Source organism: Streptomyces sp. NPDC017991 (assembly GCF_044328075.1).
Classification (GTDB): Bacteria; Actinomycetota; Actinomycetes; order Streptomycetales; family Streptomycetaceae; genus Streptomyces.
In genome coordinates, this window is record NZ_JBIRGP010000001.1 from 376,254 (window position 1) to 401,542 (window position 25,289).

19 protein-coding genes are annotated in these 25,289 nt (G+C 70.3%); 12 read left to right on the top strand and 7 right to left on the bottom strand.

Annotation, left to right across the window (positions count from 1 at the left end):
• Positions 1-131 precede the first annotated feature (131 nt).
• Together ACH4DZ_RS01530 and ACH4DZ_RS01535 are read right to left on the bottom strand one after the other, a co-directional pair.
• Positions 132-1,145, bottom strand: coding sequence for a LacI family DNA-binding transcriptional regulator (locus ACH4DZ_RS01530; protein ID WP_385832030.1), 1,014 nt, complete (start codon positions 1,143-1,145; stop codon positions 132-134).
• A 67-nt stretch (positions 1,146-1,212) separates the two neighbouring features.
• A complete protein-coding gene (locus tag ACH4DZ_RS01535) occupies positions 1,213-5,499 on the bottom strand; it encodes a discoidin domain-containing protein (protein WP_398284852.1) in 4,287 nt (1,428 codons plus the stop codon).
• Positions 5,500-6,023: 524 nt separating this feature from the next.
• Between ACH4DZ_RS01535 and ACH4DZ_RS01540 the strand changes: the two genes are divergently transcribed.
• The 5 genes from ACH4DZ_RS01540 to ACH4DZ_RS01560 all read left to right on the top strand — a co-directional run bounded on the left by ACH4DZ_RS01540 (position 6,024) and on the right by ACH4DZ_RS01560 (position 13,527).
• Positions 6,024-9,470 (top strand): CARDB domain-containing protein, encoded by a 3,447-nt coding sequence (locus ACH4DZ_RS01540; protein ID WP_398284853.1) that lies wholly within the window; start codon positions 6,024-6,026, stop codon positions 9,468-9,470.
• Positions 9,471-9,697: 227 nt separating this feature from the next.
• A complete protein-coding gene (locus ACH4DZ_RS01545) occupies positions 9,698-11,371 on the top strand; it encodes a PP2C family protein-serine/threonine phosphatase (protein WP_398284854.1) in 1,674 nt (557 codons plus the stop codon).
• Positions 11,368-12,510 carry a B12-binding domain-containing protein gene (locus tag ACH4DZ_RS01550; RefSeq protein ID WP_398284855.1) on the top strand — a complete coding sequence of 381 codons (1,143 nt, stop codon included), beginning with the start codon at positions 11,368-11,370 and terminating at the stop codon, positions 12,508-12,510. Before ACH4DZ_RS01545 ends, ACH4DZ_RS01550 begins: the two co-directional genes overlap by 4 nt.
• Positions 12,507-12,938 (top strand): STAS domain-containing protein, encoded by a 432-nt coding sequence (locus ACH4DZ_RS01555; RefSeq protein ID WP_398284856.1) that lies wholly within the window; start codon positions 12,507-12,509, stop codon positions 12,936-12,938. Before ACH4DZ_RS01550 ends, ACH4DZ_RS01555 begins: the two co-directional genes overlap by 4 nt.
• 55 nt (positions 12,939-12,993) lie before the next feature.
• Positions 12,994-13,527, top strand: a complete 534-nt coding sequence (locus ACH4DZ_RS01560; protein WP_398284857.1) for a MarR family winged helix-turn-helix transcriptional regulator — start codon at positions 12,994-12,996, stop codon at positions 13,525-13,527.
• A gap of 12 nt (positions 13,528-13,539) precedes the next feature.
• Here the strand turns inward: ACH4DZ_RS01560 and ACH4DZ_RS01565 are convergent, their stop codons facing one another.
• Entirely contained in the window at positions 13,540-14,205 is a 666-nt protein-coding gene (locus ACH4DZ_RS01565; protein WP_398284858.1) for a response regulator, read from the bottom strand.
• Between the two features lie 9 nt (positions 14,206-14,214).
• The gene (locus ACH4DZ_RS01570; protein ID WP_398284859.1) at positions 14,215-15,156 is read right to left on the bottom strand and encodes a HAMP domain-containing sensor histidine kinase; all 942 of its coding nucleotides are present in this window, start codon (positions 15,154-15,156) and stop codon (positions 14,215-14,217) included.
• Positions 15,157-15,405: 249 nt separating this feature from the next.
• Between ACH4DZ_RS01570 and ACH4DZ_RS01575 the strand changes: the two genes are divergently transcribed.
• Genes ACH4DZ_RS01575 through ACH4DZ_RS01585 form a run of 3 tightly spaced genes read left to right on the top strand, consistent with a single transcriptional unit; the run spans position 15,406 to position 16,989 of the window.
• On the top strand, positions 15,406-15,732 hold the full coding sequence (locus ACH4DZ_RS01575; protein WP_398284860.1) for a TraR/DksA family transcriptional regulator: 327 nt from the start codon (positions 15,406-15,408) through the stop codon (positions 15,730-15,732).
• Positions 15,733-15,778: 46 nt separating this feature from the next.
• On the top strand, positions 15,779-16,171 hold the full coding sequence (locus ACH4DZ_RS01580) for a TraR/DksA family transcriptional regulator (RefSeq protein WP_398284861.1): 393 nt from the start codon (positions 15,779-15,781) through the stop codon (positions 16,169-16,171).
• A complete protein-coding gene (locus ACH4DZ_RS01585) occupies positions 16,168-16,989 on the top strand; it encodes a hypothetical protein (protein ID WP_398284862.1) in 822 nt (273 codons plus the stop codon). The genes ACH4DZ_RS01580 and ACH4DZ_RS01585 overlap by 4 nt, the downstream gene beginning before the upstream one ends.
• Here the strand turns inward: ACH4DZ_RS01585 and ACH4DZ_RS01590 are convergent.
• Together ACH4DZ_RS01590 and ACH4DZ_RS01595 are read right to left on the bottom strand one after the other, a co-directional pair.
• On the bottom strand, positions 16,981-17,808 hold the full coding sequence (locus tag ACH4DZ_RS01590; RefSeq protein WP_398284863.1) for an MHYT domain-containing protein: 828 nt from the start codon (positions 17,806-17,808) through the stop codon (positions 16,981-16,983). The genes ACH4DZ_RS01585 and ACH4DZ_RS01590 overlap by 9 nt on opposite strands.
• A gap of 301 nt (positions 17,809-18,109) precedes the next feature.
• On the bottom strand, positions 18,110-19,366 hold the full coding sequence (locus ACH4DZ_RS01595; protein ID WP_398284864.1) for an MFS transporter: 1,257 nt from the start codon (positions 19,364-19,366) through the stop codon (positions 18,110-18,112).
• Between the two features lie 166 nt (positions 19,367-19,532).
• Here ACH4DZ_RS01595 and ACH4DZ_RS01600 point away from each other — a divergent pair, with 166 nt between their 5' ends.
• Positions 19,533-20,453 carry a LysR family transcriptional regulator gene (locus tag ACH4DZ_RS01600; RefSeq protein ID WP_398284865.1) on the top strand — a complete coding sequence of 307 codons (921 nt, stop codon included), beginning with the start codon at positions 19,533-19,535 and terminating at the stop codon, positions 20,451-20,453.
• A gap of 157 nt (positions 20,454-20,610) precedes the next feature.
• Here ACH4DZ_RS01600 and ACH4DZ_RS01605 read toward each other — a convergent pair whose 3' ends face one another.
• A complete protein-coding gene (locus tag ACH4DZ_RS01605) occupies positions 20,611-22,068 on the bottom strand; it encodes an MFS transporter (RefSeq protein WP_398284866.1) in 1,458 nt (485 codons plus the stop codon).
• 181 nt (positions 22,069-22,249) lie between these two features.
• On the opposite strand from ACH4DZ_RS01605, the gene ACH4DZ_RS01610 reads away from it, so the two are divergent.
• The 3 genes from ACH4DZ_RS01610 to ACH4DZ_RS01620 all read left to right on the top strand — a co-directional run bounded on the left by ACH4DZ_RS01610 (position 22,250) and on the right by ACH4DZ_RS01620 (position 25,204).
• The gene (locus ACH4DZ_RS01610; protein ID WP_398284867.1) at positions 22,250-22,702 is read left to right on the top strand and encodes a MarR family winged helix-turn-helix transcriptional regulator; all 453 of its coding nucleotides are present in this window, start codon (positions 22,250-22,252) and stop codon (positions 22,700-22,702) included.
• Positions 22,703-23,168: 466 nt separating this feature from the next.
• The gene (locus ACH4DZ_RS01615) at positions 23,169-23,597 is read left to right on the top strand and encodes a DUF485 domain-containing protein (RefSeq protein WP_398284868.1); all 429 of its coding nucleotides are present in this window, start codon (positions 23,169-23,171) and stop codon (positions 23,595-23,597) included.
• Positions 23,594-25,204 (top strand): cation acetate symporter, encoded by a 1,611-nt coding sequence (locus tag ACH4DZ_RS01620; RefSeq protein WP_398284869.1) that lies wholly within the window; start codon positions 23,594-23,596, stop codon positions 25,202-25,204. Before ACH4DZ_RS01615 ends, ACH4DZ_RS01620 begins: the two co-directional genes overlap by 4 nt.
• Positions 25,205-25,289 lie beyond the last annotated feature (85 nt).

The following is a 25,289-nucleotide window of genomic DNA, read 5'->3' on the forward strand; positions in this document are numbered from 1 at the left end:
GCGCAGCTTTCGTAAATGATTGACAGTACGACGCATATGGGTGATCTCGGAGAGAGGCGTGCGCGCAAGCAGAAGCGCGCCGGGGCCGGGTGTGCCTCGCCGCGCTTCTGTCGTGGGAATTGCCGTACGGGTTAGCCCCGGGGAGCCTGTGTCGTCGAGCCGCGGACCACCAGTTCCGGCTCGAACAGCAGCTCGCCGGGCTGGACTTCGGCGCCCTGGATCTGGGCGCACAGCAGGTCCACCGCGGCCCGCCCCATGGCCTCGACGGGCTGGCGGACCGTGGTCAGCGGGGGCTCGGTGCAGTTCATGAAGGCGGAGTCGTCGTAGCCGACGACCGAGACCTGCTCGGGCACCGCGAGGCCCCGCCTGCGGGCGGCACGGATGGCACCGAGGGCGAGCGGGTCACTGGCGCAGACGACACCGGTGACACCGCGGTCCAGCAGGCGGGTGGTCGCCGCCTGGCCGCCCTCCAGGGAGAACATCGACCGCTCCACGTACGCGTCGGGCAGGGACCCGCCGGCCGCCTCCGCGGCGACTCGGGCCGCGGCCAGCTTGCGCCGCGAGGGGATGTGGTCGCTCGGGCCGAGGACCACGCCGATGCGCTCGTGACCCAGCAGGGTGAGGTGGCGCCACGCCTGTTCGACCGCCACGGCGTCGTCGCAGGAGACACAGGGGAAGTCGAGCCCCTCGATCGGGGCGTTGATCAGCACGACCGGGATACGCCGTTCGGCGAGCTGCCGGTAGTGGTCGTGCGGCGCGTCCGCCTGGGCGAACAGGCCGCCGCCCGCGAACACCACGCCGGAGACGTGCTGCTGGAGCAGCAGCTCCACGTAGTCCGCCTCGGAGACACCGCCCTTGGTCTGGGTGCACAGCACCGGGGTGAGCCCCTGCTGGGCCAGCGCGCCACCGATGACCTCGGCGAACAGGGGGAAGATCGGGTTCTGCAGTTCGGGCAGGACCAGGCCGACCAGACGCGCCCGCTCGCCGCGCAGCTGGGTGGGACGCTCGTAGCCGAGGACGTCCAGCGCGGTGAGCACCGACTGCCGGGTGCTGTCCGACACTCCGGGCTTGCCGTTGAGGACCCGGCTGACCGTGGCCTCGCTGACTCCAACCTTCTTGGCTACCTGAGCAAGTCGTCGCGTCATGAGCGCAAGGCTAGCGCAAGCCGCGCAAACGGCTTGCGCCAGCCTTGTGGCCTCCTTCCAGGCTGCCTCAGGGGTTGATGTTGATCTTGAAGGTGGAGGTGGTGTTCCGTACGTCCACGGCGTTGCCGCTGAACCTCAGACCGTTGAAGGTGACCTCACCGACCGCCGGACCCTGACCCTGTTCCGGCAGCTCGTTGGCCCACAGTCCGAAGCCGGACTTCGCGTCGTAGGCGTCTCCGCTCCTGCGGGCACCCGTCACCGAGATGTCCGTGAGGATCGTGTCCTTGATCGGGTTGATGGGCCGCCCGCCGGCGTCGTACTGGGTCTGGAACATGATCCCGCTGTAGGTCGGGTCCACGATGTCCACGTCGTTGACGCGGATGCCCTGGAAGACCTTCGAGGCGGAGAACAGCCAGATGCCGGGGAAGGTCTGGTTGCCCCAGAAGTGACCGCCGGAGCGGACCACCGAGACGTTCTCGACGGTCGTCGGAGATGTGCCGAAGCCGTTCATGGGATACCCGAAGTCCAGCGAGCTGATGGTGATGCCCGAGTAGACCAAGGTGTCGGCGATGTGGATGTTGCGGAAGGTGTTGTCGTAGCCGCCGTAGACGGCGATGCCCGCGGCCCGCCAGGTGAGGATCGAGGTCAGGTTCTCGTAGAGGTTGTCCTTCATGTCGGCGCCGCCCGCGTCGATCGCGGAGAACAGCGCGAAGCTGTCGTCGCCCGAGGCCCGGGACTCGTTGTTGACCACGTGGTTGTCCGTCGACCCGTTGGTCATGTTGATCGCGTCGGCGAACGTGTTGCGGATCCGTGCGTCGCTGATCGTCACCCGGTCGGTGTTGGCTCCCCAGTAGAGGCAGACCATGTGCTCGGTCCAGGTGTTGTCGATGACCATGTCCGACACGTTCGCGAAGTCGAACACCTTGCCGGGCCCGTCGATACGGGAGGTGTAGTTGCCGAAGTAGGCGAAGTTCTTGAACGAGGACCCCTTGGCGGAGTTCTCCGCCCGGAAGCCGATGTCGGTGTTGTCCTGGCCCGAGGGGGCGTGGAACTGCGTGTACCAGGGCCCGGCTCCGACCACCTGCACGGCCTTGCCGTACACCTGGAACTTGCTCGACGTCTCGTAGTCACCGGGCGGAAGGTAGACACCGGTGAGCTTGCCGGTGGTGTCCATGCGCACCCGGTCCAGGGCGTTCTGCACGTCCTGGTGACCGAAGCCGGCCGGGACTGCGTACGCGGCCGGGTCGGGGTTGGCGACCGGTGAGACCTGCTCCAGGCTGACGAAGTCGATCGCGTACTTGGAGGTGTTGGCCGTGTCCTTCTGCAGCCGGATCCTCGCCCCCTCCGGGACGGTCTCGCCCAGCATCAGGTGCGCCTCGTCGTAGATGTGGCGCGGCGCGCCCGCGGACGGCGCGTTGCCGGGACCGGCCTCCGCCCCGTACAGCCAGGCGTACTTCGAGGTGAGCGGCAGTGCCTTGCGGAAGGTGCCGTTGACGTAGACGTTGAGGGTGGCGTCGATCCCGCCGCCGCCCGCGGAGTCGGGGATGGAGAAGCGGGTGACCAGCGTGTTGGTGGCGGCCTTGGTGGTGAACTCCACGTACTCGCCGGTGCTGTTGAGGGTGACCGCCTTGCGGCCGGACGCCTCCCCCGCGAGGTCGCCGACGGTCCGGTTGGGCCCGACGGTCGCCGCGCCGCCACCGGTGCTGCCGTCCTCCGCCTCGTACGTGTCGTAGGGCATGTTGGCGCCGCGTCCGACGAACAGGGACTGGCTCGCCGTGTTGTTCTCCCGCTTGACCGGGAGTTCGTTGGCGTCGGCGGCGACCGTGGTGCGTACCGTGTACGAGCCGTTGGCGGCGGTCCAGGTGCCCAGCGTGACGGCGCCGGTGGTGGCATCGGCGGCGATCGTGCCGTCGTACGAGCCGGTCAGGGTCCGTACGGTGGCGCCCTTGGAGTCGACCAGCGCGACGGTGAGGCCGTGTGCGCCGCCCGCCGAGGCGGTGGTGCCCTGGTTGCGCACGGCGACCTTGAAGGTGACGGTGTCGCCGTCCGCCGGGCCGGACGGTGTGGTGGTCAGCACCGGCACGAGGTCGGAGCTGGAGACCGGTCGCACGACGAGCGAAGTGGGGCTGGTGTAGGTGTTGTTGGTCTCGTTCTGCTCGATGACCGCACCGGCGTCGTCGGCCACGGCGCTGAGCTGGTAGGTGCCCGCGTCGCGCGCCCCGACGGAGGCGCCGACGGTCCGTGTCGCGCCGGCCGCGAGGGCGGGGACGGCCGCCGTGGCGACCTTGGTGCCGCCCAGGCGCAGTGCGACGGCGCTGGCGGGTGCGGCGGCCTCGCCGCTGTTGCGGACGGTGGCGGTGAGGGTGATCTCGTCGGACTCGACCGGTGAGGCCGGGGACGCGGTCAGCGCGGTGACCTCAAGGTCGGGGTTGGGTGCGGCGGTGCCGATCACCTGGAACTCGGCGATCTGCCCGGCCGGGGCGCCCGAGTTGGAGGTGAAGCGCAGCTGCACATCGGCCACGCGCGCGGTGACGGGCACGGTGACACTGTTGCCGCTCGACGGGTTGAAGGCGTAGTCCTTCGCGGCGACCAGACTCGTGAAGCCGGAGGCGTCCTGCTCGCGGCCGAGGACCTGGATGTTCTGGGTGCGGGCGCCCCAGGAGCTGTCCGGGTTGAGCTTGAGGACGAGCGACGTGACGTCGGCGTTGGCGCCGAGCTTCACGGTGAGGGTGGCGGGGTGTCCTGAGCCCTCCCAGTAGGTGGAGGTGCTGTTGTCGTTGGCGTTCTCGGCGGCGAAGGTGTGCACGGTCGAGGAGGCCGTGATCGCCTTGCCGACCGCGAGGTTGGAGCCGGGGCCCGAAGTGCCGTTGCGGGTCACGGTGTTGCTGTCGCCCGAGACGTTCCCGGCCGCGTCCTTGGCCCGCACGAAGTACGAGACCGTGGCACTCGCGGAACGGTTGTCGGTGTACGTGGTGACCGTGCCGCCGACCGTGGTGAGCAGGCTGTTGTTGGCGTACACCTCGTAGCCGGTGACGCCGGTGTTGTCGCTGGAGGCGTTCCAGGCGAGGCGGATCTGACCGGCGGCCGGTTCGGTGAGGGCCAGGTTCGCGGGCGCGGTGGGTGCCTGGGTGTCGCCGCTGTCGCCGCGGCGGGTGACGGTGTTGCTGTTCCCGGAGACGTTGCCTGCCGCGTCCTTGGCCCGCACGAAGTACGAGACCGTGGCGTTCCCGGGACGGTTGTCGGTGTAGGTGGTGACCGTACCCGCGACGCTGGTCAGCAGCTCGTTGTCTGCGTACACGTCGTAGCCGGTGACTCCGGTGTTGTCGTCGGACGCCTTCCAGGCCAGCCGGATCTGGCCGGTGGCGGGCTCGGTGTAGGCGAGGTCCGCGGGCGCGCTCGGCGCCTGGGTGTCGCCGGTCGCCGGGCCGTAGACCTCCAGCTCGGACAACTGTGCCGCGGCCTGCACGGTGTTGGCGGTGACCAGGACGCGTACGTACCGGGTGGTGGTCGCGTCGAAGGAGATCGTCACCGAGTTTCCGTCGCCCGGCGCGAAGGCGTAGGCCTTGGAGGCGGTCAGGTCGGTGAAGTCGGTGCCGTTGGCGCCGCCCTGGATCTTCAGGGTCTGGCTGCGGGCGCCCCAGCCGTCGGGCAGGCGCAGCACGACCCGGTTGACGCGCACGGAGGAGGCCAGGTCCACCTGGATCCACTGCGGCAGGTCGTTGTTGCGGCTCTCCCAGTAGCTGGCCTTGTTGCCGTCGGCCGCGTTGGCCGGCACATAGGTCTCGTTGTGACTGGCGGCGGTGAGGGTGCGACCGCGGGCCAGGTTCGCCGAGGTGTCACCGGCCTCGTGGACCTCCAGCCCGGAGAGCTGGGCGGCCTGCCACCCGGTGTTGGCGGTGATCTCGATCCGCACGTGCCGCGCCTGTGCGGCGGGGAAGGTCACCGTCACCGTGTTGGCGCTGCCGGGGCTGAAGGCGTAGGACGCGGAGGTCTTCAGCGTGGTGAAGCTCGTGCCGTCCGCGCTGCCCTGGACGGACAGGGTCTGGCTGCGGCTCTCCCAGCCGGCCGGCAGTCTCAGCACCACCTCGTCCACGCGGGCGGTGATGCCCAGGTCCGTCTGGATCCACTGGGGGAGGCTGCTCCCGGCACTCTGCCAGTACGTTCCCTGGTTGCCGTCGGTGATGTTGCTCGCGGCGTATTCGGCGTGGGCACTGCTGGCGGTGGCGGGCCGTCCGGCGGCGAGGTCGGGCCCCGCGGCCACCGCGGCGGCGGTCAGCGCCGGCCAGCCCAGCAGGAGCAGAGCGGTGGAGAGAACGGCGGCTATCCCCCGCCATCCCCGGCGTTGCGGTCTCATATGTCCCCGATCTCCGCCCCGGTCCGGAGGTGGGCGGCCCCGGGCGGCTGTGTGGGTGGGCTTCCGTGGGGGTCGGCGCATCGCGCTTCAATGTGCGGTGAAGAGCACTCTCTTTTGCGTCGATCGATCAGAGAGTTGCAGAGAGTTGACGGTACGTCTATGGCGTGAGCATGTCCGAAACGCAACCTCGCGCGGCGCTCGCACCTGCTGTGGCACCGGGCCAGCCGCTTTCGTGCGGACTGTCGAAAAACGCAAGTGGGACCGCAAGCGATGCAAGCGGCTTCCACGTCAACTACCGGTAGTACCGGGACCGTTGACAAAGTGGAGACAGGCTAGAAACCTGTGGGCGTAGTTTCCGCAAAGAATCGACTGAGCAGCTCAATTTACGCGCAAGGCCGGTGCATTCCTCGTCGGACACTCCCCTCCCTCTCCCGCACCCCCCGTGCCTGCCCCGGTGTGCCCAGCCCGACTGCCGTGCTCCCGCTCCCCCACGGAACAAACGGAACAACGGAACAGAGGACCCCATGAGATGGAGACCCCTCGGCCGCCGGTCACTGACCGGTGCCGTCATAGCCGCGCTCATGACGACCGGGCTGATACCCCTGGCCCTCACGTCGAGCGCCCGGGCCGCCACCGCCCCCGACACTGAGCGGACGAAGGCGGCGGCCGCCGTCAACCTCGCGCTCGGCCGGCCGGCCACGGCGGGCGGCTCCAACGGCTCGTACACCGCCGGAAACGTCACCGACGGTGCGCAGGCCTCCTACTGGGAGGGGCCGACCGGGTCCTTCCCGCAGTGGGTCCAGGTCGACCTCGGCGCGACCCGCACCGTCGACCAGGTGGTGCTCAAACTGCCCGCCGCCTGGGAGAGCCGCAGCCAGACGCTCTCCCTCCAGGGCAGCACCGACGGCTCCAGTTTCAGCACAGTCGCGGCCTCGACGGGCCGGGCGTTCAACCCCGCGCAGGCCAACACCGTCCCGGTCACCCTCGCCTCCCCCGCCACGGCACGGTACGTGCGCGTGAACATCACCGGGAACACCGGCTGGAACGCCGCTCAGCTCTCCGAGCTGGAGGTGATCGGCGACGACGGCGGCACCACCCCTCCGCCCACGGGCACCAACCTGGCCCGCAACAAGCCGGTCGAGGCCACCTCGTCGGTGCAGAACTTCGTCGCGGCCAACGCCACCGACGACTCCACCTCCACCTACTGGGAGGCGGCCGGGCACCCGTCCGACCTGACCGTGAAGCTCGGCGCCGACGCGGACGTCACCGCCGTCGTCGTCAAGCTCAACCCGGACCAGGTGTGGGGCGCCAGGACCCAGGGCATCCAGGTGTTCGGCCGGGAGAACGCGGCGAGCGGCTTCACCTCGCTGCGCGACCGCGCCGACTACGCCTTCAGCCCCTCCCGGGACAACAACTCGGTGACCATCCCGGTCACCGGCCGCTGGTCCGACGTCCGGCTCCGGTTCTTCTCCAACACCGGGGCGCCCGGCGGGCAGGTCGCCGAGTTCCAGATCGTCGGGACCGCCGCACCCGCGCCCGACCTGACCGTCACCGGCCTGGACTGGACACCCGCCTCGCCCTCCGAGCGGGACGCGGTGACCGTCAACGCCACCGTCCGCAACGCGGGCACGGCACGCTCGGCCGCCACGACCGTCGAGGCCAGTCTGGAAGGCGCGGTCGCGGGCAGCGGAAACGTACCCGCGCTCGAAGCTGGCGCGTCCGCCACCGTGGCCGTCGCCGCGGGCACCCGGCCGGCCGGCAGCTACGGCGTCTCCGCCGTGGTGGATCCGCGCAACACGGTCGCCGAACTCGACGACAGCAACAACAGCCGCACCGCCGCGGCCCGGCTGGTCGTCGGCCAGGCTCCCGGCCCGGACCTCGAAGTCAGCGGCATCACCACGAGCCCGGCCAACCCTGCCGTCGGCTCGCCCGTCTCCTTCACCGTGGCCGTGCACAACCGCGGCACCACCGCCGCCTCGGCCGGCTCCGTGACCAGGCTCCAGATCGGCTCCACCACGCTCAACGGCACCACCGGCCAGGTGGCGGCCGGGGCCACGGCGAACGTGGCCGTCAGCGGAACGTGGACGGCGACCGCGGGCGGGGCCACCCTCACCGCGACCGCCGACGCCACCGGAGTCGTCACCGAGACCAACGAGAACAACAACGTCCTCGCCAAGTCACTCGTCGTGGGCCGGGGCGCCGCCGTCCCCTACACCGAACTGGAGGCGGAGGACGGCCGCTACCAAGGCACGCTGCTCACCGCCGACGCCAAGCGGACCTTCGGCCACACCAACTTCGCCACCGAGTCCTCGGGGCGCAAGTCCGTCCGGCTGGGCTCCACGGGCCAGTTCGTCGAGTTCACCTCGACCGCCTCCTCCAACTCCCTCGTGGTGCGCAACTCCGTCCCGGACGCCGCAAGCGGCGGCGGAGCGCAGGCCACGATCAGCCTGTACGCCAACGACACCTTCGTGCAGAAGCTCGACCTGTCGTCGAAGCACAGCTGGCTGTACGGGACCACCGACGACCCCGAGGGGCTGACCAACACGCCCGGCGGTGACGCACGTCGGCTCTTCGACGAGTCGCACGCGCTGCTGGCGCAGACCTACCCGGCGGGCACCAAGTTCCGTCTGCAGCGGGACGCGGGCGACACGGCCGCGTTCTACGTCATCGACCTGGTCGACCTGGAGCAGGTCGCGCCCGCGGCAGGCAAGCCGGCGAACTGCACGTCCATCACCGAGTACGGGGCGGTCCCGAACGACGGGCTCGACGACACCGACGCCCTCCAGCGGGCGGTCACCGCCGACCAGAACGGCACGATCTCCTGCGTGTGGATCCCGGCCGGGCAGTGGCGCCAGGAGCAGAAGATCCTCACCGACGACCCGCTCGACCGCGGCCAGTACAACCAGGTCGGCATCCGGGACGTCACCATCAAGGGTGCGGGCATGTGGCACTCCCAGCTCTACACGCTCACCCCGCCGCACCAGGCCGGTGGCATCAACCACCCGCACGAGGGCAACTTCGGCTTCGACATCGACCACAACACCCAGATCTCCGACATCGCCATCTTCGGCTCGGGCACCATCCGGGGCGGCGACGGCAACGCCGAGGGCGGTGTGGGTCTCAACGGCCGCTTCGGCAAGGGCACGAAGATCACCAACGTGTGGATCGAGCACGCCAACGTCGGTGTGTGGGCCGGCCGCGACTACTCCAACATCCCCGAACTGTGGGGCCCCGGCGACGGGCTGGAGTTCTCCGGTGTCCGCATCCGCAACACCTACGCCGACGGCATCAACTTCGCCAACGGCACCCGCAACTCCACCGTGTACAACTCGTCGTTCCGCAACACCGGTGACGACGCGCTCGCCGTGTGGTCCAGCAAGTACGTGAAGGACACCTCGGTCGACATCGGCCACGACAACCACTTCCGCAACAACACCATCCAGTTGCCGTGGCGGGCCAACGGCATCGCGGTGTACGGCGGTTACGGCAACACCATCGAGAACAACGTCATCGCCGACACGATGAACTACCCCGGCATCATGCTCGCCACCGACCACGACCCGCTCCCGTTCACCGGGCAGACCCTCATCGCGGGCAACGCCCTGCACCGGACGGGCGGCGCGTTCTGGAACGAGGACCAGGAGTTCGGCGCCATCACGCTCTTCGCACAGGGTCAGGACATTCCCGGCGTGACGATCCGTGACACCGAGATCCTCGACTCGACCTACGACGGCATCCAGTTCAAGACGGGTGGCGGCTCGATGCCGGGCGTGAAGATCACCGACGTGAAGATCGACGGGTCGAGGAACGGCTCCGGCATCCTCGCGATGAGCGGCGCCCGCGGCAGCGCAATCCTGACCAACGTCACCATCACCGACTCCGCCGAAGGGAGCGTACTCATCGAGCCGGGCTCGCAGTTCACCATCACCGGCGCGCCCGTCGGGGCGTCCGCCGCCCGCCTCAACCGCTGAACCGCCGAACCGCACGAACCGCCGACCGACTGAGCGGCTGAACGGCTGAACGGCTGGGCTGAACAAAGGGTCTCCGGCTCCTGCGACAGGGGCCGGAGATCCTTCCTTTGCGGTGCGGTGGACACCACGCGTGGTTGCCATGAGCGACGACATGGGAGATTGTTGCCGTGAGGCAATGTTTTCCACGAGTTGTGAGGTGAGGGATTCGCCCAGCGGGTCCTCTATTTTTGGTCTCCACCCAAGCGCAAACCGGTGCCGGCACGCAGCAGGCGTCCCTGTGGGGCGATGCCCCGTATCCCGTCCTGGTCGCTGACGACCAGGGCGAGGTCGTGCTGCACAACGATGCCGCGCACGTTCTGCTGCCCGGGATCCGGCCCGGTACACGCTTCGCGGACGCGGTCCCGGCCTGGCTGTCGGCGGCGCACGACGCGTTGCGGACACCTGGACGGGCATCCGCACCTGGTTCACCCACCGGCCCGGAGGCGGACGCGCCGGTGACGGGTGAGATCGGAGAGCGCACCTTCGAGGCCCATCCCAGCCCGCGGGACGACGGCACGGTGGCCTGGTGGCTGGTCGACGACACCGATCACCTGCTCGCGCGGAAGGCTCTGCGCATGGAACGGAAGCGGACCGCGTTCCTGTCCGAGGCGTCCAGCACGCTGCTCTCCTCCCTCAACCTGGGACGCTGCATGGATGTGACCGCACAGCTGGCCGCGGAGCATCTCGCCGACGCGGCACTGGTGATCGCGCCGACACACGGGCGACGGCTGCCGGTGGTGACCTGCCTGCGCGGGGGCACCCCCGTGCTGGCCCACGAATCGGTGGACCCCGACGACGTGCCGGGGCTCGGTGAGGCACTGCGCGGATTCCCGCCGGTGCCCTCGCGGTGGATCGATCCGTCCACCGCGCCGGTCTGGATGGTGCCCGAGGGTTTCGGCACGGTCGGCTCGATAGTGATCACCCCGCTGCCCGGCCACGGCGTCCCGGCCGGTGCCCTCGTCCTGCTGCGCCGATCGGGCGGGGCGGCGTTCACCGACAGCGAGGAGGTCTTCGCCCGGCTGTTCGCCGCGCGTGCCGGGGCCGCGATGTCGGCCGCCCGCCTGTACGCGGAGCAGACCTCGATCACCGAGGTGCTGATGCGCGAGCTGCTGCCGCCCTCGCTCCACCAGATCTCGGGCGTGGACTACGCCGGCGGCTACCGGCCTTCGGCGGACCACGAACGGGTCGGCGGCGATTTCTACGACGTGCACCCGGCCGCCGTCGAGGGCGAGGCGTCACTGGTCGCACTGGGGGACGTGTGCGGCAAGGGGCTGGAAGCGGCCGTACTGACCGGGAAGATCCGCAACACCCTGCACGCGCTGCTTCCCCTGGCCGACGACCATCAGCGGATGATCAGCCTGCTGAACACCGCGCTGCTCAACTCCCACCACGCCCGGTTCGTGACCCTGGTCCTGGCCTCCGCCGTACGGGAGGGCAACGCGGTGAGCCTGCGGCTGACCAGTGCCGGACATCTGACCCCGCTGATCGTGCGCGCCACCGGCACGGTGGAGGAGGCCGAGACCCGCGGCACCCTGGTGGGCGCCATGCCGGAGGCCCCCGCCCACACCACCGCCCTCACCCTCGCGCCCGGGGAATCGTGCGTGCTCTACACCGACGGGATCACGGAGGCCGAGGGCGGGCCGATGGGCGGCGTCCAGTTCGGCGAGGAACGGCTCAAGCGCGTCCTGTCGGAATGCGTGGGCATGCCGTCCGAGAGCATCGTGGAACGCGTCCAGATGCTCGCCGCCCAGTGGGTCGGCAAGGGACGCCACGACGACATGGCCGTCGTCGTCATCTCCGCGCCTCGAACGCACCACCTCAGTGCGGTGAACGGCCACACCCGGGGCAGGTTCACCGCATGAGCACCCGTACGCCGCACCGGCCTCCCACCACCAGGACCGTCAGCGAAACCGCCGCCGGGACCGTCGCAGCGACGGGTGAACCCGCCGTCGAGCAGTTGGCCGACGAGCTGTGGGACGCCGTCTCCGTGGCCGACGAGTACACGGCCGTCGAGGTGGTGCTGGGCGCCCTGGAGCGCGGTGTCGACCCGGAGAGCGTACTGCTGGACGTCATCGCCCGCGTACAGGGCAAGGTGGGTGAGGAATGGGCCGCCAACCGCATCGGCGTGGCCCAGGAACACGCGGCGACCGCCATCAACGAGCGGGCCGTCGTCGCGCTCTCCCTGCATCCTGCCGCGCGCACCACGCCCACTCGCGGCAGGATCACGGTGGCCTGTGTCGACGGCGAATGGCACGCATTGCCCGCCCGCCTCCTCGCCGAGGTGCTGACCCTGCGCGGCTGGCAGGTGGACTACCTCGGCGCCCAGGTGCCCGCCCCGCACCTCATCGCCCATCTGCACCGCACCGACTCCGACGCGGTCGCCCTCTCCAGCTCCATCGCCACCCGGCTGCCCACCGCGCACGCCGCGATCACCGCCTGCCAGGCCATCGGCGTTCCCGTACTCGTCGGAGGCGCCGCCTTCGGGCCGGACGGCCGTTACGCCTCTCTGCTGGACGCCGACGCGTGGGCGCCCGACGCCCGCGCCGCGGCCGACCGGCTCGCCCTGGGGCCGCTGCCCCGTCCGCGGGGCGACCACCAGCAGATGGACGACCTGCCCCACCTGGCCGACCAGGAATACACCCTGATCACCCGCAACAGCGCCTCGCTGGTGCGCGGCGTCTTCACGGCCCTCCAGGACGCGTTCCCCGCCATGCGTACGTACAGCGAAGTGCAGCTTGAGCGCACAGCCGAGGACCTCGCGCACATCGTGGACTTCCTCGCCACCGCCCTGTACCTCGGCGACGAGGACCTCTTCGCCGGGTTCATCACCTGGACCGCACAGATCCTCACCGCCCGCGGCGTACCCGCGAGCAGCCTGCCGCCGACCCTGGCCGTCCTGGCCCGTGAGCTCAAGGACTTCCCGCGGGCCACCCGCATCCTCGAACGCGGCGCCGAGGCCTTCACCCCTGTCGACCACAGCACCGCCGAGAGCCGCTCATGACCATGCTGCCCCCCGCCCATCTGCGTCTCACCACGGTCGACACCGAGGACACGGTCCGGATCGAACTCGACGGAGAGCTCGACTACGAGACCGCCGACAGTCTCCTGACCGCCGTCATCGCCGTCCTCACCGCGCACCCGCGTCTGCACGACCTGCATCTGCACTGTGGCGGGCTCGACAATGTCGACTCCATGGGCCTGTCCGTCCTGCTGATGATCCGCCGCCACGTCGATCAGGCCGGTGTCCGGCTCCATCTGGACGACCGTCCGACCACGTTGGAGCGGCTGCTGACCATCACCGGTAGCCTGGAGTACCTCACGACGTCCCCCACCGGCACCGCGAACTCCTCCCTCGGTACGGGAGAGGATCCCCGCACGAGCGGGGAAGCGATGACGGCCCGCCCCACCGGACCGGACAGCACCACCTGACGTCCTTCCCCGCCGGCCGTCCGCGGCGCGGAAGCCGCACACCGACGGGGAGCCCATGCCAACACCAGACTTCGCCTCGCGCGAGGCCGCCCGGTCCGCCGGGGGCGTCACCGAGCTCCTCGACCTGATGTGGGAGCGGACCGGACGAGCCACCGCCGGGGCTCCGGCCTCTCCCTCCCAACTGCGCCTTATGTACCTCGTCGAAAGCGAGGAGGGGGTACGGATGCGGGTCGTGTGCGAGCAGCTCGCCGCCGCGCCTCCTTCGGTCAGCCGGCTCTGCGACCGTCTGCAGGCCATCGGCTTTCTGGAGCGGCTGCCGTGTCCCGCCAGCGGACGGGAGGTCACCCTCCGGCTGACCGCGGCGGGAAGAACCCATCTGCGGCGCGTACGTGAGCAGCGCGAGACCATGCTCCGCCAGGCCATGGACGCCATGTCCGACGCCGAACGGCACGCGCTGGCCGAAGGTCTGGCCGGACTGCACGCCCAACTCATCGCGGTCAGGGGCGAAGCCGGCGCATCCGGTGCCCACGCCGGCGCTTCCGGTGCCAACGGCGCGGCCGGCCTCCCCGGCGGGTCCTCCGCCGCCTGAGCGCCCGGGAGTTCAGGCTTCTGTCAGGCCGACACGGATGGCGTAGCGGGTGAGTTCCAGGCGGTCGCGCAGGCCGAGCTTGTGCAGCACGTTCGCCCGGTGCCGGTGGACCGTCTTGATGCTGATGAACAGCATCTCGGCGATCTCCTTCGAGGAGTGGCCCTCGGCCACGAGTTTGAGGACCTCCTCCTCGCGTGCGCTCAGCACCTGGCCGGGCGGCTCCTCGCCGTGGCGGACCCGGTCGAGGTAGTTGCGGATCAGCGCGGTGACCGCGCCCGGGTACAGGAAGGGATCGTCGCGCATGGCGGCCCGGCAGGCGGCCACCAGGTCGCGGTCGGCCACGGACTTCAGCACGTATCCGCTGGCGCCCGCCTTCAGTGCCTGGAAGAAGTACTGCTCGTTGTCGTGCATCGTCAGCATCAGCACCCGCACGCCGGGCTTCAGCGCGGCGAGCTCGCGGGCGGCCTGCAGACCCGTCATCCGGGGCATGGCGATGTCCAGTACGGCCAGGTCGACCTCCTGGGTGCGGGCCAGCTCGACGGCCTGGGCGCCGTCCCCGGCCTCGGCGACGACCTGGAGGTCCGGTTCCCCGTCGAGGATGAGCCGCACTCCGCGGCGTACCAGCGCGTGGTCGTCGGCGAGGAGGATACGGATCAAGGGAGTGTCGGGCGTGGTCATGGCTGCTTCCTAGAGGACGGGCACGGTCAGCCGGACCTGCGTACCCGCGTCCGGCTCGGAGGTGACATCCAGCGTGGCGCCGATCAGCAGGGCCCGCTCGCGCATTCCGCGGATGCCCGCCCCTTCGCGGGCGACGCCGGAGCCGCGGCCGTCGTCGCTGACGTCCAGCACCACCTTCCCGCCGACGTGGTGCAGGCTCACCTCGACCCGGCCGGCCTCGGCGTGGCGGGCCGTGTTGGTCAGGGCCTCCTGGGCGACGCGGTACAGGACCAGTTCCGTCTGCGGGGCCAGCATGGGCAGGCCGGGGTCGAAGCGCCGCACCACGCGCAGACCGGCGTGGGTGGCGAACTCGGTGGTCAGCGAGGTCAGCGCGCTGATGAGGCCCAGATCCTCCAGCACGCCCGGCCGCAGTCGGCGTACCACACGGCGCACCTCGTCCAGGCTCCCCCGGGTGATCTCCTGCACCTGCCGCAGTTCGCCGCGCAGGGGCTCCTCGGCTTCGTCCGCCGCGCGTTTGAGGACCAGCAGGATCGCGGTCATGCTCTGGCCCACCTCGTCGTGCAGTTCCTGGGCGATACGGCGCCGCTCCGCCTCCTGCCCGACCAGGACGCGGGCGCTGCTGGTGGCCCGTTCGTGTTCGAGGCGCTCGACCATGGCGTTGAAGGCGCGGATCAGTTCGGCGGTCTCGCCGCGGCCGTGTTCCGGCAGCCGCTGCCCGGGCCGCAGCAGGTCGACGGTGGTCATCAGCCGGGTGAGCCGCTCCAGCGGGGCCAGGCCGATCCGCAGCAGGGCCGCGTTGGCGACCAGCATGACGGCCAGGCCGGAGACGAGGATGACCGCCTCGGTCAGCACCACCGGCACGGAGACGGTCACCGGAGCCAGCAGCAGCAGCGCGGTGGCGATTCCGAGCACCACCGCGTTGAGCGCGAAGATCCGCCAGAACAGGGACAACGGGATGACGCCTTTCCTCGTGCGACGATCTTCCGCCCAAGCCTGCCTGCTCCCGGTTCCACCGTCGATGGGCAACAATGCCCATTTCCGCGATCCGGACTGCCCACTGCCCGATGGGTCCCGGAACCGGCCGCGGATGGGTATCGCGCCCGATGGGATTCGTACGGCGCACCGGCCAGGGTGGGACAGGACCGACCCACCTGGATCCTGACCCTCGTCAAGGTTCATCCTCGTCAAGAAGGACCCGCCATGTCACTCGACACACCCCGGCCCGGAACCCGGCTTGAGCGCCTGCCGACGCACGAAGCCCTCCAGCGCCTCGAACACGAACGCAACTCCCGCCTCACACAACTGCGGGCCCTCGACGAGGCGGGGGCGGACGCGGAGGAACACGTGGTGTCCGCGCAGAAGGACACCGTCCGGCGGGTCCTTGCCGAGGTCGAGGCCGCCTTCACCCGTGTCCGGGACGGCAACTACGGCAGCTGCCTCGACTGCGCCGAACCCATTCCGGTCGAGCGACTGGAGATCCTGCCGTACACGCGGTTCTGCGTCCCCTGCCGACGCGACACCGCCTGACGACAGCCGGTCCGACCTCCGATATCCGTCCTGCCCTGGGGGTGACATGGTGACCGACCGAATCATCGACGACCGCGACACGACCCTGTCGGCCGACGACCTCGCCGCGCTGCGCGAGAACCTGTATGAGCAACGCGCGTTCCGCCAGGAGCAGCTGAAACAACTGCGGCCGGCACAACAGCTCCCGGCCTCCGCCACGAACGGCGCCGACGCGCCGTGCGACCGCCGGGCCGGCCCCCAGGCCGAGGTCCGCGGCCAGCTCGCCGCCTCCGCCCGTGTGGTCCTCGCCGACATCGAGGCCGCGCTCGCGCGCATGGACCGGGGCGGCTACGGCATCTGCGATGTGTGCCGGGTGCCCATCGGCCGCGCACGACTGACGGTGGTGCCGCACGGCCGCTACTGCACCCGGTGCCAGCAGGTCAGGGAGGCCGGACGATGACCACCGCACGAGACGCCCGCCGCCTCGCGGGCCGGCACCGCTCCTGGCCCTGGTGCCGGCACTGCTCGGGCATCGCCCTCGACCTGGGCAGCGCCCGCACCCGTGCCTGGACGTCCGGACGCCGGATGATCCTCGACGTGCCCACGGTGACCTTCCCCGGCGGCGGCGCCACGTACCCCATACAGCGCGGCGCCATCGTCGACACCCCCGGTACCTCCCGGATGCTGGACCGGCTGCTCGGCCACCGGCTGCCCCGTCCCGGCCGCCCGCTGCTCATCCTCACGACACCCGTGCTGGGCGGTGTCGCCTACCGGGCAAAGGCCCGCACCGCCGTCGAGGTCCTGCGCCCGCGTACGGTGCTGACGGTTCCCACCGCACGCGCCGTGGCCGTGGCCGTGGACGCCGACCTGACCCGCCCGTTGCTCGTCGTGGACATCGGGGCCCATCTCACCGAGGTCACGCTGCTCGCCGACGGCGGTGTGGTGGACGCCCGCCACACCGTGCTGGGCACCGGCGACCTGGACGGACACACGCCACCCGCGCTGATAGCCGACGCCATCGTCGCCATGGTGACCGGCATGCTGGAACAGGACCGCACCCCCGTGACGCTCGACGCCCTCCGGCGGGGTGTGCTCCTGGCGGGCGGAGGCGCCCTGCGCCCCGACATCACGTACCGCCTCGCCGGCCGGCTCCACGCTCCCGCGCGGCCCGTGCCTGCCCCGCACACCGCGGCGGTCCGCGGCGCCGCGCAACTCCTGCGAAGGGCCCACGCCCACCCGTCGCTGCCGGGCATGGGCGTCGGCCCAGGGTCAGAGTGAGGGCCAGGACGCGGTGGGTCGCGCGTCCGCGACGGGCGCGGACTCGGACTCATGGGCCTGGAGGTTCTGTACGGGTTCGTTGCCGACCAGCATGTCGGGATCGAACATGACGATCACGGCCGCCAGGACCAGTACGACGATCGGTCCGCCCACCATGGGGATCAGGGAGAAGAGCAGGTCCATCGAGGACTGGCCCTGGACCCTGGAGCCCGCGTCGACGTGCACGCTCATGGCGGCCATGCCGGTGTAGTGCATGCCCGTGACGGCGACGCCCATGATGACGCTCGCGGCCGCGGCGGACGCCAGGGTGTGCAGGGACACGGCGGCCCAGAGTGCGGCGGTGGCCGCCGTGACGGCTATCAGAACCGACAGGCCGACCGTCATGGGGTCGAAGGTCATGTGCCCGGCGAACTTCATGCCGTTCATTCCGATGTAGTGCATCGCCGCGACGCCCGCGCCGGTGACCACACCGGCCACGCCCAGATTGAGGGGCGAGGCGCCGCGGTACCCCACGATGAACACGCCGAGCAGGACCACGGCCACCGCGACACCGAGGCTGAGGAACGTGAGGGCCGGGTCGTACCGGATCGACGCGCCGTCGATGGTGAACCCGATCATGGCGATGAAGTGCATCGTCCAGATGCCTGATCCGATGCAGATCGCGCCCAGTGTGAGCCACGGGCCTCTGCGGCCCCGCGCGCCCATGCGAACCGACCGTGTCGTGCAGCGCAGACCGAGCGCCGCACCGGCGCAGGCCATCAGGAACGCGACGACCGGAGTGATCATTCCGTAGTTGAACTGGCTGACTGTGCTGTTCACCGAACGCCTTTCGGACCGTAGGACCCGTACGGGGCCCACGTTGCAGGAACCTTTCCGCAGAACCGTCCGGGCGGGCAGACGAGCCGAGTTCATGGCACCTGTGTCTACCGCGCTCCGGAACCGACCCTGGGGGCGGACGGCGGCACAGGACATGACGTTCCGTCATGCCATGGCCTCGGGGGGTGAGCGGGTGGCCAATGTTAGGTATGCGCCTCCCGCTTGTCACTCCGAGATCTGTGACGCAATCAAATTGAGACTTGTACAGGCATATTCCTCCTGCATGCCATCGCGTGCATTGCCCCTATATCCCACCCTTGGTCCCGGTCAACTGGTCTTCGCTTTTCGGGTACCGGTCCGTGCGGCGCGGGAGCAGCAGCGGGGTGGCCAGAAGAACGACTCCGGCGACCGCGATGGCGGTACGGGGGCCGATGAGGGCCGCCAGCAGACCCCACGCGGCCGTCATGGCCGCGATGGCGGCGCTGCTGCTGACCGACCAGGCGGTCAGCGTGCGGGCGACCCGGCCGGGGTCGGTGTGATCGAGCCGGTAGGTGGCCAGTACCGGGTTGAACACACCGCAGCAGGTCACCAGGCCGAGTTGGACGACGATGATGAGAACGATCCCGGGGACACCGGGCTGGACGAACGCCAGGCCGAGAGGCCAGCACGCCCGCAGCGCCCCGGCGGTCCGGAGCACCCGGTGCCGACCGAAGCGCGCCACGAGCCGGTGTGCGAGGCGTGCGCCGACCAGGCCTCCGACGCAGGGCGCCGCGAACACCAGGCCGTACTGCCAGGGGGCGAACCCGAGGCCGTCCAGCAGGAGTACGGCGAGCAGCGGCTCGGAGGCCATGATCAGGCCGTTGACCAAGATGGCGTTGAGGAACAGGGGGCGCAGCGCGGGGTGGGCGAGGATGTGGCGCCAGCCTTCGAGCAGATCGCGGGCCCGCAGCCGCGGCGCACCGGTGCGCGCGGGAACCGGCTCACCGCCGCCGCCGATGGCGCGGATGCCCAGTGCCGAGAGCAGGTAGCTGACCGCGTTCGCCACCAGGGTCGTCACCGGGCCGAACAGCCCGATCGCGTATCCGCCCAGCGGTGGTCCGACCATGGTCGCGGTCCAGGTCGTGGACTCGAACCGGCTGTTCGCAGCCAGCAGGTCCGCCGGCGGCAGAAGTCCCTTCAGATAGGCGCCGCCCGCCGCCCTGAACGCGATGTCGGCCGTCGCGACCACGACGGAGACGGCGAGGAGCTGGGCGAAGCCGAGCCGGCCGAGCGCGAACGCGGCGGGGACGCTCATCAGCGCCGCGAACCGGGTCAGGTCCATCGCGATCATGACCGGCCGTTTACGGCGGAACTCCACCCATGGGCCGAGCGGCACCGCCACCAGGGCGCCCACGGCCCGGCCCGTGGCGGCCAGCGTCGCGACCTGGGCCGGTCCGGAGTGCAGCACCAGGACCGCGATCAGGGGAAACGCGCCGAACCCGATCCCCGTGCCGTACGAGCTGACGGCGAAGGCCGCCCACAACCAGTTGAAGCGCCGCCCCAGCGTCCGCCCACCCGCCATCCCCGATGCACCCCTCGCCGATCCGAACGACCACACGCTGACCGTCGGCATCAAAGCGAGTAGCAGATCACGAGATCAAACAACCGGATCACCGGGACCGCACAACCGATGGTTGTGGGGGTCGCCGGGCGTTGGTGACAGTCGCCGTGCCACTAAGGTCGTCGGTGTGGATCTCGATGCCGTGCGTACCTTCGTGGCCGCAGCGGACATGGGCCGGTTCCAGGACGCCGCCGACGAGTTGGCGATCACCCAGCAGGCCGTCTCCAAGCGGGTGGCCGCGCTGGAGAAGGCCCTCGGGGTGCGGTTGTTCGCCCGTACCTCGCGCGGAGCGAAGCTCACCGTCGACGGCCAGGCGTTCCTGCCCCACGCCCGCGATCTCCTGCGGGCCGAGGAGCGGGCGTTCGACTCCGTCCGGCCCGGCCGCCGCGCACTGCGCGTCGATGTGATCGGCCGACGGCTGGCGCCTGCCAACCTGGTGCGCGACTTCCATCGTGCGCACCCCGGGATCGGGCTCGATGTCGTGACCCTCTTCGACGCCGACGCGGCGATCGACGCGATCCGGTCCGGCACGGTCGACGCGTCCTTCCGCGCCGTCACCAGGGGACAGCTGCCGGCCGGTATCGAGGTCGCCCGGACCTTCGACGAGCCCATCCAGCTGCTCGTGGGGCCGGGCCACCCACTCGCCGACGGCGCCGCGGTCACTCCCGCCGAGCTCGCGGGTCACCGGATCTGGATGCCCGGCATCGTTCCCGGCACCGAGTGGGCCGCCTATTACGGCGATCTCGCCGCCGCGTTCGGGCTCACGATCGAGGTCACCGGACCCGACTTCGGCGTCAAGCCCCTGCTGGACACTCTCGCCGACTCCCCGTCGCTGGCCACCTTCGTCGGCGCGCTGACCGGTTTCGGCTGGCCCGCCGACCAGGGGCTGCGGCGGCTCGCGGTGAAGGATCCGACCCCGGTCTATCCGCACTCGCTGTTGTGGCATCGCGACAACGCCCACCCGGCGCTCGTGACGCTCCGCGACCACCACTGCTCGGAGTCGCGTGGACACTCCGGTGCGGGGACCTGGACACCGGCGTGGGCGTAGTGGCCCCGCTACCGGGGCCGTAACCGCGCGTCATGAGGCGGCTGCCATGACTGACGCAGGCCGGAAGAGACTGCGCGGTCCGCGATCGACACGTCCGGCACGCGGCGGCCCCGGAACTCCCGCGGGAGTTCCGGGGCCGCTGCGTGCCGGACGGGCGTCAGGCCTTCACCGCGGCCTGCTCGGACTCGTCGAGTCGGTCGGCAGGGGCCGGGTGGGCCGCCACCGGACGGGCGGCCGGGATGAGGGCCGCGATGACGGCGGCCACCAGGGCGACGGCGCCGCCGATGATCAGGGCGGTACGGAAGCCGTCCTCCGAGGTGATGTTGAAGCCGCCCATGGTGACGGTCATCTGGGAGAGGACCACGCCGACGACGGCGGCGCCCACGGAGGTGCCGAGCGAGCGCATGAGGGTGTTGAAGCCGTTGGCGGCGGCGGTCTCGGAGAGCGGGACCGAACTCATGATCAGGGCGGGCATCGCCCCGTAGGCAAGGCCCACACCGCTGCTGGTGATCATGAGGACGAGCATCAGGCCCCAGGCGGAGCCCATCAGCGCGAGGGACGCGCCGTAGCCGGCGGCGATGACGAGGATGCCGCAGATCAGCGTGAACTTCGGGCCGCGCGCGTCGGTCAGCTTTCCGCCGAGCGGGGAGACGACCATCATCATGATGCCGCCGGGCGCCATCCACAGGCCCGCCGCGAGCATCGACTGGCCCAGGCCATAGCCGGTCGCCTCGGGGAACTGCAGCAGCTGCGGAACGATCAGCATGCCGGAGTACATGCCGAAGCCGACGAAGAGCGAGGCGAGGTTGGTGAGCAGGACCCGGGGGCGGGCCGTGGTGCGCAGGTCGACCAGGGGATCCCGGGTGCGGGTCTCCCACACGCCCCAGGCGAGCAGCACCACGACGGCGGCGGCGAACAGGCCGAGCGTCGTCGCCGAACCCCAGCCCCACTCGGCGCCCTTGGAGACCGCGAGCAGCAGGCAGACCAGACCGACGCCGAGCCCGATCGCACCGGGAGCGTCGAAGCGCTGCCCCTTGGCCCCGGCGGGGACGTCGGGGATCAGGAACCAGATCAGGGCGGCGATCGCCACGGCCAGGACGGCGGAGCCCCAGAAGAGCACGCGCCAGCTCGCGTACTGGGCGACCGCGGCGGCGATCGGCAGGCCGAGACCGCCGCCGATGCCCATGGACGCGCTGACCAGCGCGATGGAGGAGCTGAGCTTCTCGGCCGGGACCACGTCACGCAGGAGCGCGATGCCCAGCGGCACCATGCCCATTCCCATGCCCTGAAGGCCGCGGCCGACGATCATCGGGACGACGGACGAGGAGAGCGCGCAGACCACCGAACCCACGATGAGGGGCACGGAGCAGGCGAGCAGCATCCGCCGCTTGCCCAGCAGGTCACCCAGGCGTCCGGTGACGGGCACACAGACAGCCGCCACCAGCAGGGTGACCGTGATCACCCACGCCGTGTTCGAGGACGAGCTGTGCAGGATCTGCGGCAGGTCCGCGATGAGCGGCGTGACCAGGGTCTGCATGATCGCCGCCGTGGTGCCGGCGAAGGCCAGCGTGGCTATCACGCCAGTGGTGTGGCGGGACGTCGGTGGGGCTCCCATCAAGGGACTCCTTGCATCTCTTTCGGAGCATCTCTTTCGGACTACTGGGAATGCAGTGTACATACCTTATGCATCATGCATGACATGTGCGCATTGCACAGCCTGTGCGAGGATGGGGGCGGGGCCCGGCGCGGAAATGTGCCGCGTCGGCCCTGTTCGGGACAGTGGGAGGCAGTGGCACATGGGCAGGCCGACGTACGAGGTCGAGTACGAGCAGATGCTGCTCAGCAGGCACGCGCTCGCGGCGCACGGCGGGCGCAGCAAGGAGAGCGTCCTGGAGCGGAGTTCCTATATCTTGCTCAGCCGTATCCGCGTACAGGGGCCCATGTCGATCGGTGAGCTGAGCGACGCGTTCGGGCTCGACGCCTCCACCCTCAACCGGCAGACCGCCTCGGCCATGCGCGCCGGACTCGCGGAGCGCATTCCCGACCCCGACGGCGGACTGGCCCGCAAATTCCGCATCACGGACAAGGGGGCGCGGATCCTCGACGAGGAGCGCGAGCGGACCGTCGGCTCCCTGGACCGGGTCATGGCCGACTGGTCCGACGAGGACATCGCGGAGTTCGCCGGCTATCTGCGGCGCTTCAACACCGGCATCGAGCGGCTCGGCGGCCGGCCCTGGCCGCGCCCCTGACCTTCGCCGGTGCCGGTCGGCCGCTCGTCGACGTCGGCCGGCACACCGGAACCTCCGGCCGATTCCCCCGACTCCGCACTCAACTCCCGCCCCAGGGACGGCAGTAGGGACGGCGACGGGTTCATGGCGCCCGCGGAGGGGTACTCATGAGCCCTATGAGGGACACCGGAAGATACCAGGCGCGGGGGCCCTGCGACCCGGCAAGCGCCCTGAAGACCGAAAGCCCTTGCCCCTAAGACGCCGATCGGCCCCCGCCGGCCCTCACCTGCCCCTACACGCTCACCTCTCACCAGTTTACGGGCCCACCGTCCGAGGCCGGCACCGCTGACACGCGCAAACGAGCCAGATCGACCAAAAGGCCTCGCTTGACGGTCCCGCCGAATAGCGTGCGAGAAATCGAACACCTCTCCCCACCTCCCTGCGGTCCGCGCATGCCACGGACCCCTGCCGCGCTAGGAGAACCGGGATGTCCGACGACCCCTCGGATGCGTACGCCCCGCAGCCCCACCGGGCCAGGCACCCCACCGCCCCGCCCGCCTGGGCCACCACCGAAGAACACTTACCCGAGCGCATCACGCACCCCTCCACTCCCGGACACCACCGTGACCTGCGCATTCTGCGCCGGGCCTACCGCAGACAGCGCCGGGTCGCCACCTTCACGGTCCTCGCCTACTTCACCGCCTTCCTGATCCTCTCCGCCCGCGCCCCGTCCTTCATGACGAAGCCCGTCACCGGCGGCCTGTCCACCGGCATGGTGCTCGGCCTGGTCCAACTCCCCGTCACCTGGCTGGCGATCGTGCTCTTCGAGTACACGGCGAGCCGGTACGTCGATCCGCTCGCCCGCCGTATGCGGCAACGCACGGCCCTGCTCGCCGAGCGGGAGCCCGGACAATGACGGAGTTCAGCGGCACCGCACAGACCTGGTCCCTGGTCGCCTTCTGCACCGTCGTCACCGTGACCCTGCTGCTCTGCGTCATCGCGGGCCCGGACCGGGACGATCTCGACGAGTTCTACACCGGCTACCGCTCGCTGTCCCCGATGCGCAACGGCCTCGCCATCGCGGGCGACTACATCTCCGCGGCCACCGTCCTCACCATCGGCGGTGTCATCGCGCTGTGCGGCTACGACGGTGTCGTCCTCGCCCTCAGCACCCTCCTGTCCCTGCTGCTCCTGATGTTCCTGCTGGCCGAACCCCTGCGGAACACCGGCCGTTTCACCACGGGGGACGCCATCGCCCGGCGGATGCCCGGACGTGCCGTGCGCATCACGACGTGTGTCGTGACCATCGCCTCGCTGATGCCGATGATGCTGGTCCAGCTCGCCAGCACCGGGCAACTGCTCGCCTTCATCCTCGGCTTCAGCAGCGCCACCATGAAGACCGGGTGTGTCATCGGGGTCGGCGGCCTGATGATCACCTACGCGGCCATCGGCGGGATGAAGGGCACCGCCCTCATCCAGATCCTGAAGATGGTCATGCTCCTCGGCTCGGGGTCCGTGGTCGCCTTCCTGATGCTCCGCGCCTTCGCGTGGGACCCGGGAGAACTGTTCCGCACGGCCGCCGAACACAGCGGGGCGGACGAGGCGTTCCTGCGCTCCGGCCTGCAGTTCGCCGGGGGTCCGCACGCCGGCCTTGACATGATCAGCACGCAGTTCGCCATCGTGCTCGGCGGCGCCTGTCTGCCCCACGTCACCATGCGCATGTTCACGGCGGACAGCGCACGGCAGGTACGCCGCTCGATGTCCTGGGCGGTGTCGTCGGTGGCCCTGTTCATGCTGATCATCACCATCGTCGCGATCGGGGCGACCGCGCTCCTCGGACGGACCGGGATCACCTCGGCCGACCCGCGCGGCAACACGGCCTATCTCCTGGGCTCCCGGGCGGTCTTCGGCACCCATGTCACACGCGCCGAGACCTTCCTGTTCACCACGGTCACGGCGGCGATCTTCCTCACCCTGCTCGCCTCGGTCGCCAGCATGATCCTGGCCTGCGCCAACTCCCTGGCCCACGACGTCTACGCCAGCCGCGCCACCCCTCATTCGCCGGTCCGGGAGATGACCGTCGCCCGGGTCTCCGCGCTCGCCGTAGGAATCCCGACCATCGTGCTGGCGGGCCTCATCCAGCACCGCAGTCTCCAGCCCCTGGCGACGCTCTCCTTCTGCCTGGCCGCCTCGGCCATCGCCCCCGCGCTGGTCTACAGCCTCTTCTGGCGCCGCTACACCCGAACCGGCCTGCTGAGCACGCTCATCGGCGGCTCACTCGCCGTCCTCGTGCTGATGCCGGGCACCCGGCTGGTCTCCGGGACACCCATGGCGGCCTTTCCCCAGGCCGACTTCAACTGGTTCCCGTTCACCACGACCGGCCTGGTCTCCATTCCGCTGGGCTTCGCGTTCGGCTGGCTCGGCACGATGGTCTCGGGACGCCGCGAGACCCAGCGGCGGAAGAAGGACTACGAGCGGATCGAGGCCAGGATCCTGGCGGGCCCGGAGCCGAGGCCGAGATGACCACGCCCGGCTGAGATGACTCCCGCCGGACCGGGTGTGTACACCATCTTTCTTGGTGTTAGGTTTGGCTTACCTTACTGAACGG

Bases quoted from the DNA above. Each gene is read 5' to 3' on its own strand.
- ACH4DZ_RS01530 (WP_385832030.1), bottom strand. From the start codon at position 1,145: ATGACGCGACGACTTGCTCAGGTAGCCAAGAAGGTTGGAGTCAGCGAG.
- ACH4DZ_RS01535 (WP_398284852.1), bottom strand. From the start codon at position 5,499: ATGAGACCGCAACGCCGGGGATGGCGGGGGATAGCCGCCGTTCTCTCC.
- ACH4DZ_RS01540 (WP_398284853.1), top strand. From the start codon at position 6,024: ATGAGATGGAGACCCCTCGGCCGCCGGTCACTGACCGGTGCCGTCATA.
- ACH4DZ_RS01550 (WP_398284855.1), top strand. From the start codon at position 11,368: ATGAGCACCCGTACGCCGCACCGGCCTCCCACCACCAGGACCGTCAGC.
- ACH4DZ_RS01555 (WP_398284856.1), top strand. From the start codon at position 12,507: ATGACCATGCTGCCCCCCGCCCATCTGCGTCTCACCACGGTCGACACC.
- ACH4DZ_RS01560 (WP_398284857.1), top strand. From the start codon at position 12,994: ATGCCAACACCAGACTTCGCCTCGCGCGAGGCCGCCCGGTCCGCCGGG.
- ACH4DZ_RS01565 (WP_398284858.1), bottom strand. From the start codon at position 14,205: ATGACCACGCCCGACACTCCCTTGATCCGTATCCTCCTCGCCGACGAC.
- ACH4DZ_RS01575 (WP_398284860.1), top strand. From the start codon at position 15,406: ATGTCACTCGACACACCCCGGCCCGGAACCCGGCTTGAGCGCCTGCCG.
- ACH4DZ_RS01580 (WP_398284861.1), top strand. From the start codon at position 15,779: ATGGTGACCGACCGAATCATCGACGACCGCGACACGACCCTGTCGGCC.
- ACH4DZ_RS01585 (WP_398284862.1), top strand. From the start codon at position 16,168: ATGACCACCGCACGAGACGCCCGCCGCCTCGCGGGCCGGCACCGCTCC.
- ACH4DZ_RS01595 (WP_398284864.1), bottom strand. From the start codon at position 19,366: ATGGCGGGTGGGCGGACGCTGGGGCGGCGCTTCAACTGGTTGTGGGCG.
- ACH4DZ_RS01605 (WP_398284866.1), bottom strand. From the start codon at position 22,068: ATGGGAGCCCCACCGACGTCCCGCCACACCACTGGCGTGATAGCCACG.
- ACH4DZ_RS01610 (WP_398284867.1), top strand. From the start codon at position 22,250: ATGGGCAGGCCGACGTACGAGGTCGAGTACGAGCAGATGCTGCTCAGC.
- ACH4DZ_RS01615 (WP_398284868.1), top strand. From the start codon at position 23,169: ATGTCCGACGACCCCTCGGATGCGTACGCCCCGCAGCCCCACCGGGCC.
- ACH4DZ_RS01620 (WP_398284869.1), top strand. From the start codon at position 23,594: ATGACGGAGTTCAGCGGCACCGCACAGACCTGGTCCCTGGTCGCCTTC.